Origin of the sequence: Nostoc sp. WHI (assembly GCF_015714725.1) — a bacterium.
GTDB lineage: Bacteria > Cyanobacteriota > Cyanobacteriia > Cyanobacteriales > Nostocaceae > Nostoc.
The window spans coordinates 23,667-29,666 of record NZ_WBKM01000346.1 but is presented as its reverse complement, the minus strand read 5'-3'; the positions used below and the strand labels follow the sequence as shown (position 1 = coordinate 29,666).

At 41.3% G+C, this 6,000-nt stretch carries 6 protein-coding genes; 2 read left to right on the top strand and 4 right to left on the bottom strand.

What is annotated here, in order from left to right; translation table 11 throughout:
* Positions 1–91: 91 nt before the first annotated feature.
* Both F8S12_RS35395 and psbQ read right to left on the bottom strand, forming a co-directional pair.
* Positions 92–1,219 carry an NAD(P)/FAD-dependent oxidoreductase gene (locus tag F8S12_RS35395; RefSeq protein WP_196520993.1) on the bottom strand — a complete coding sequence of 376 codons (1,128 nt, stop codon included), beginning with the start codon at positions 1,217–1,219 and terminating at the stop codon, positions 92–94.
* Positions 1,220–1,323: 104 nt separating this feature from the next.
* Positions 1,324–1,785, bottom strand: coding sequence for a photosystem II protein PsbQ (gene psbQ / locus F8S12_RS35390; protein WP_196520992.1), 462 nt, complete (start codon positions 1,783–1,785; stop codon positions 1,324–1,326).
* Positions 1,786–2,144: 359 nt separating this feature from the next.
* Here psbQ and F8S12_RS35385 point away from each other — a divergent pair, with 359 nt between their 5' ends.
* Positions 2,145–2,573, top strand: a complete 429-nt coding sequence (locus F8S12_RS35385; RefSeq protein WP_196520990.1) for a hypothetical protein — start codon at positions 2,145–2,147, stop codon at positions 2,571–2,573.
* Positions 2,574–2,639: 66 nt separating this feature from the next.
* Here the strand turns inward: F8S12_RS35385 and F8S12_RS35380 are convergent, their stop codons facing one another.
* Entirely contained in the window at positions 2,640–4,130 is a 1,491-nt protein-coding gene (locus F8S12_RS35380; protein WP_196520988.1) for a catalase, read from the bottom strand.
* Between the two features lie 503 nt (positions 4,131–4,633).
* Here F8S12_RS35380 and F8S12_RS35375 point away from each other — a divergent pair.
* A complete protein-coding gene (locus F8S12_RS35375) occupies positions 4,634–5,089 on the top strand; it encodes a DUF29 domain-containing protein (protein WP_196520986.1) in 456 nt (151 codons plus the stop codon).
* A gap of 177 nt (positions 5,090–5,266) precedes the next feature.
* On the opposite strand, the gene F8S12_RS35370 is transcribed toward F8S12_RS35375, so the two are convergent.
* Positions 5,267–5,710: a DUF29 domain-containing protein gene (locus F8S12_RS35370; RefSeq protein ID WP_196520984.1), complete on the bottom strand. Its 444-nt coding sequence runs from the start codon at positions 5,708–5,710 to the stop codon at positions 5,267–5,269.
* Positions 5,711–6,000 lie beyond the last annotated feature (290 nt).

Here is a 6,000-nt window from a genome sequence, read left to right as displayed (position 1 = left end):
CATTGGGCATTGGGCATTGGGCATTGGGCATGGGTTATTCTCGTTGTCCGCTTGTCCCCCTTGTCTCCCTTATCTCCCTACTCCCTACTCCCTACTCCCCACTCCCCACTTCATGAGAAATAATCATCTCACGAATTGCATAAGCTGTAGCGGGTGCTAGTAAAACACCATTGCGATAATGTCCGGTAGCTAGGAGGACATTACTAAACCCTGGCAGCTTACCAATAATTGGGGCTGGTCGTCCTTCAGGACGGGGACGTAACCCCGACCAAGTGCGGAGAATAGTTGCTGTGGCTAATTCTGGGCAAAATGCGATCGCTTGTTTTCTAACAGATTCCAGTAGTTCTTGATTTGGCGGGATCTCATTTCCATTGCTGGGAAATTCCACTGTTGCACCCACCCAATAATCTGTGCCGCCCACGGGTACAACATGGACATCGTTACCCGTAATCACTGGCTGGAATTCGGGATTGCCTAATGGATGCCCTACACGCATTTGCAACGCTTGCCCCAATACAGGGCGGATATCAATTAGCTGATTTAATTTTGCTGTCAGTGCTGTTGAACCTAGCCCCGCCGCGATTACAAACCAATCAGCAGCTATTTTTCCTTCTGTAGTTTCAAGTTGAGTGCAAACTTTGGAGGGATACTCAAGCGTTGAGGTTGGGGTATCCAAAACAGCGACACCAAATTTGAAAGTCACACCGTTTTGCTGGGCAGCCTCAACTAAAGCTAACGTGAGGGCAATTGGATCAAGCTGGCGATCTTGAGGAGAATAAACAGCGCCAGTAATTTTTTCGTTATTAACTTGAGGACAGATATTCTTAAGTTTAGCCGTGTCCCAAATTTCTAAATGCCAGCCTTGAGAGTAGCGAATTTCTACAAGTTTTTCCCATGCTGAGATTTCCTCTAAGGAAGGGGAGGGATTAGACAAAAGCATGAGAATTCCCTGACGATTAAAAGGAATTTTGCGATTTGTTAAAGCTTCTAGTTCAGGAATCAAAGTCTCATAGCGTTGGATGCTAGTTTGTCGCATCTCCCAAGCTTTGCCCTTAATTTTTTGGCTGATTGCGCCCATCAAAACGCCAAGTGCAGCGCCCGTGGAAGCTTGTGCTGGTGGTTGCCGATCGCAAACCGTGATTTTCAGTCCTTTAACTAGACTTAGCTCATAGGCGATCGCAGCCCCAACTACACCACAACCGATAATAACTATATTCATGACTTGTATTTGAAGTGAGGAGTTAGGAGTGAGGAGTTAAAAATTAAAATTCCTAACAGACGCGATTAATCGCGTCTCTACTCCTAACTCCTGTACAGACGCGATTAATCGCGTCTCTCTTCTGTTTTAGGAAGCAGCTGGAGGAATTTGTCAATGTCTGCGAAAGCAGCTTGGGAGTTATTCAAAGCAACTTGAGCATTGCTAGCACTAGTACCTCCATCAAGTTTAACTAGGTGGTTAAAGAAATCTCGCGTTATTTGACGTGCTGTGGCTTGGTCTTTGGGTAGAAGGTTAGGAGTGATATAAGTCAGGTTCAGCTTTGCTTCTGTTATGGGGCCATGTATAAAGTTACGCACATTAATCCAATCTTTTTTTTGGATCAGGGTATTTAACTCTTGTGAGCGATCGCGCACAGCCTGAATTTCAGGAACGTATGCCTGAATTTTTTCAAGTTGTGTTGCTGTGTAAGTTGGAGGTGCAACTGCAACACCAGGACTGCCACAACTAATGAGGAATGTGGCCAATAGTACTAAAAGAAATGAAAAAATCGAGGGTTGACGCGCCATACACTGAACTTAATTGCTTTTTGTTTGCCAAGTAACAGTGTCATTTTAGATCGCTAGCGCAGTTTATCGTTCTTGTGAGTCAAGGATTTTGGAGAAAATCCTGATATTTTCTCCAAAGGGCAGAGTTTCATCCGCTTTTGAGGAATTTTTAAGTATAATTACTTAAAAGGTGTTACCCAGTTACAACAAGAAGCGATTTTTGGCATCTGGTAGTAATCAAAATTGTTAGGGAAGTATGATTTAAAGTTGCTAAATCAAAAAGGTCTTGATAAGCTGAGACACCAATAATATAAGCCTTCTGGCGGTTTTTCTGTCTTCACATTCCCCCAGACGACGACGCAATATAGGAGTGTTTTTTAGTGAACGCAGCTGAACAGGCAACTAACCTTAAACTGGCCAGCAACATTGCTACAGTAGTTAATTTGTTCAAATTTGAGTTTCCTGATGCCAAATCTGATCTCAAACCTTGGAAGAATGACCCGGAGACTAGGGAATTAGTCGATCCAGATTCTATAGATATTGGCTTTCACTTTCCTGGTATCAGCAAATCTTGGCGAAGTCGCAGTATTTTAATTCAAATCCGATTTTATCAAGATCCCATCAATAACTCACGCCGTGCGATCGGTGTGGAGGTAGCTGGATTTGATCATCGCGGCGAAGCGTGGCGACTTTCTACGGTGGAAAACTGGAGTATTGTCGGCGCATCTTCGCCTTCTGGTGAAATCGGGCATAAGCTCAAACAGATTTGCCAACAGATTTTAGAAGTGTTTAATAAAACAACTGATTGAAGTAACACGCCGTAGGGCACAGCAATGCTGTACCCCTGCGGCGATTTTGACTTTTGCCTAGTGGTACTAGATAGCTACAGCTTGAGCAGTAGCGCTAAACATTGAGGGATCAATTGAAATACCTAAGCCCTTAGCTACAAGAAGACCATAAGAAGCATCTGCTCGGAAGAAATGGCAAAGTTGACGCATTTGGATATCTTGCCTAGCTTGACTGAGGCTGCCGACGATATTTTTAACAAGACGCTCCTGTTGCTCAGGAGTCAGTAACCGATACAGATTACCTGCTTGGGTATAATCGTCGTTTTCTTGGCGATGATCGTAACGATCAACAGCGACATCGCCCAAATGGAGCGATGGCTCTGCATAAGCTGGATTTTCTTGGGGTGTACCCTCACCACTATTCGGTTCATAGTTAAGAGTGCTACCGCCGTTCTTTCCTAATGCCATCAAGCCATCTCGCTGATTATGCATCACTGGACATTTAGGCTGATTAATAGGTAGTTGCTGATAGTTACCACCCAACCGATACCGTTGAGCATCTGGGTAAGAAAAGAGGCGAGCTTGCAGAACTTTGTCAGGAGAGAAACTGACGCCTGGTACTACTGCACTAGGGCTAAAAGCAGCTTGCTCAACTTCGGCGAAATAATTCTCAGGGTTACGATTTAGCTCTAATATCCCAACTTCGATTAAGGGATACTCTTTTTGTTTCCAAACTTTCGTCAAGTCAAAGGGATTGTCAGAATGTTTTGATGCTTGCTCCTCTGTCATCACCTGAATACACAGCCGCCACTTAGGATAGTCTTCTTGGGCGATCGCTTCAAATAAATCACGAGTCGCATGGTCAGGATCTTCTCCCTTAATCTTGGCAGATTCCTCATTCGTCAAGGTTTGATGCCCTTGCAAAGTCTTAAAGTGAAATTTGCACCAGACGCGATCGCCTTGAGCATTAATCAAACTGAAGGTGTGACTACCAAAGCCGTCCATGTGGCGATAGGTTTTCGGAATTCCCCGATCTGAAAACAGGATCGTCACCTGGTGGAGCGATTCTGGACTAAGTGACCAGAAATCCCACATTGCATTATGGTCTTTGCAATTGGTTTGGGGATTGCGCTTTTGGGTATGGACGAAATCAGGAAACTTCAAAGGGTCACGAATAAAGAAAACAGGGGTATTGTTGCCTGTGATATCCCAGTTTCCCTCTTCAGTATAAAACTTGATGGCAAAGCCTCTAGGATCACGCTCGGCATCTGCTGAACCCTTTTCTCCCCCCACTGTAGAAAAGCGCAGGAGGACTTCTGTTTTCTTGCCAATTTCAGAAAAAAGCTTGGCTTTAGTGTAGCGGCTGATGTCATTAGTGACTGTGAAAGTACCATGAGCAGCAGCACCTTTGGCATGGACAACCCGCTCAGGGATACGTTCTCTGTTGAAATGAGCCAGCTTTTCTATCAGGTGGAAATCCTGAATTAATACAGGGCCACGCGGCCCGGCGGTGAGTGAATTCTGGTTATCAGCAACGGGGATACCGTCAGCAGTTGTCAATTTTTGGGGTTCAGTCATGGGTAAAGAAGTTCTCCATTAAGTTATTCAGATTGCCCAGGGTATATTTTAGTCAGTAGACAAACATACGCTTATTGATCAAACAAAATAAGTCATAGTCATACCGAGTACATATATAGATCATACTTGGCATGACTATGAACTGCAAGAAACTTGTTTTGGATCTCAGGACTCAGGAATTATGCAACCGTCATAAGCAACAGTACAGATCGCATTGCTGAAGCTGCTGCATAAGGTTTATCGGTAGAAGCTTATTTTGTAGCTCTCAATTGAAGACAGTTTAACCACCCATGAAGAAAAAAAGTTTTATCAAGTATCAACTCGGAAGAACGGGAAATTATATTAACAGATTTAGTAAATAGTCCTGCTTTACGAAAGGCTACGCCAACACCTACGCTTTTTTTAACAAACCACAGAGGCGCAAACTGCGGTAAACTACGCTAATGCACACTCAAAAATAACAGAATTGATGTTAATATTATATATCCATAAAAGAGAAGATTATGAGCAATCAATCTGTTCCTCAAACCAATAATCTCTATGCTCAAGATTATCAATTGTGGTTACAACACACTGCTTGTTTATTAAAAAATAACATATTTTCAGAATTAGATTTAGAAAATTTAATTGAAGAAATTGAAAGTATGGGAAGAAGTGATAAAAATGCTTTAAGGAGTAATCTTAGAGTGCTGATAATGCACCTTCTCAAATACAAATTTCAACCCCAGAACCGCTCCAATAGCTGGTTATATACAATCTATGAACATCGTCAAAGATTACAAGAAGCATTTTTAGATAGTCCTAGCTTGAAATACTATTATACGGAAGTTTTTGACAATTGTTACCAACACGCCCGAAAAGAAGCATCTATTGAAACAGGACTTCCTCTATCTATTTTTCCTAAAGATTATCCTTTTTCTGTTGATGAAACTTTAGATTTGGATTTCTTCCCAAATTAATCATAATCGCCTTTTTTATCTCACGCAAAGTCGCAGCGAAGCGATCGCCTACTCCAAATATCCCTCGATTCAGACTTTTTGTTTTATCGGATTAGCGATCAAGACACCTTTGAAATCATTTCGGTCTGAAACAGTGTAGTGCTTTTATTTCGCAAAAATCAGACAAGACTCATATATTTAAGGTAAATAATTTTCATCTAATAATTGCACAAGCGTGTAAGGACACTTTTCTAGAAAAATAGTTAAATCGGTTTTAATTTTCACAAACTCAACCGCACTTTGATAAATATTCTCTAAATCATCTTGTAACTTGTTTATTAAATTCGTCGTTAAATGATTATTTAAGTCATATCTAAAAGTTTGAATTTCTCCAATCCAATGACGATAGTTTCTTATAAACTCCACCTGCCAATATTGAAGTAATAATATATGAATAATGATTTGCCTTAAAAGACTTTTGGCTTTAGCTAAATCTCTTTTCCCCAAACTGATTAATTCCTCAATTAAGTTTTCTAAATCAAGTTGGTTAAACTGTTTTTGTTTTAATAATTCAATAGTTTCTTCTAACCATAAATTTTCATCGGTTTCATAGAGTTGTTTTAAGTTGGTAGTAATTGTCATATTTTTACCTTCTACCTACATTCCATAATTTAATCATATACAATAATCCTGGCTCTTACAAAGTTATTGATGGAACCAGACAAGAATACTTGCTTAACCGACCTGCGCGTGTGGCGTTAGCGACGCAGGAGCGTCACAGCCCGTCGTAGACATCGCTAGTCGCTACGTTATTATTGGCTTATCTAGGTTTGAACAATTTTTAGTTGTTTCAGATACTAACTAATAGAGGGGAAAAGATACCAATTATCAGCGCCCGAAATGCTACCCGCCAAGAGAAGAGGTTTTATGAA

Coding starts and splice junctions, on each gene's coding strand:
- F8S12_RS35380 (WP_196520988.1), bottom strand. CDS start 4,130: ATGACTGAACCCCAAAAATTGACAACTGCTGACGGTATCCCCGTTGCT.
- psbQ (WP_196520992.1), bottom strand. CDS start 1,785: ATGGCGCGTCAACCCTCGATTTTTTCATTTCTTTTAGTACTATTGGCC.
- F8S12_RS35375 (WP_196520986.1), top strand. CDS start 4,634: ATGAGCAATCAATCTGTTCCTCAAACCAATAATCTCTATGCTCAAGAT.
- F8S12_RS35370 (WP_196520984.1), bottom strand. CDS start 5,710: ATGACAATTACTACCAACTTAAAACAACTCTATGAAACCGATGAAAAT.
- F8S12_RS35395 (WP_196520993.1), bottom strand. CDS start 1,219: ATGAATATAGTTATTATCGGTTGTGGTGTAGTTGGGGCTGCGATCGCC.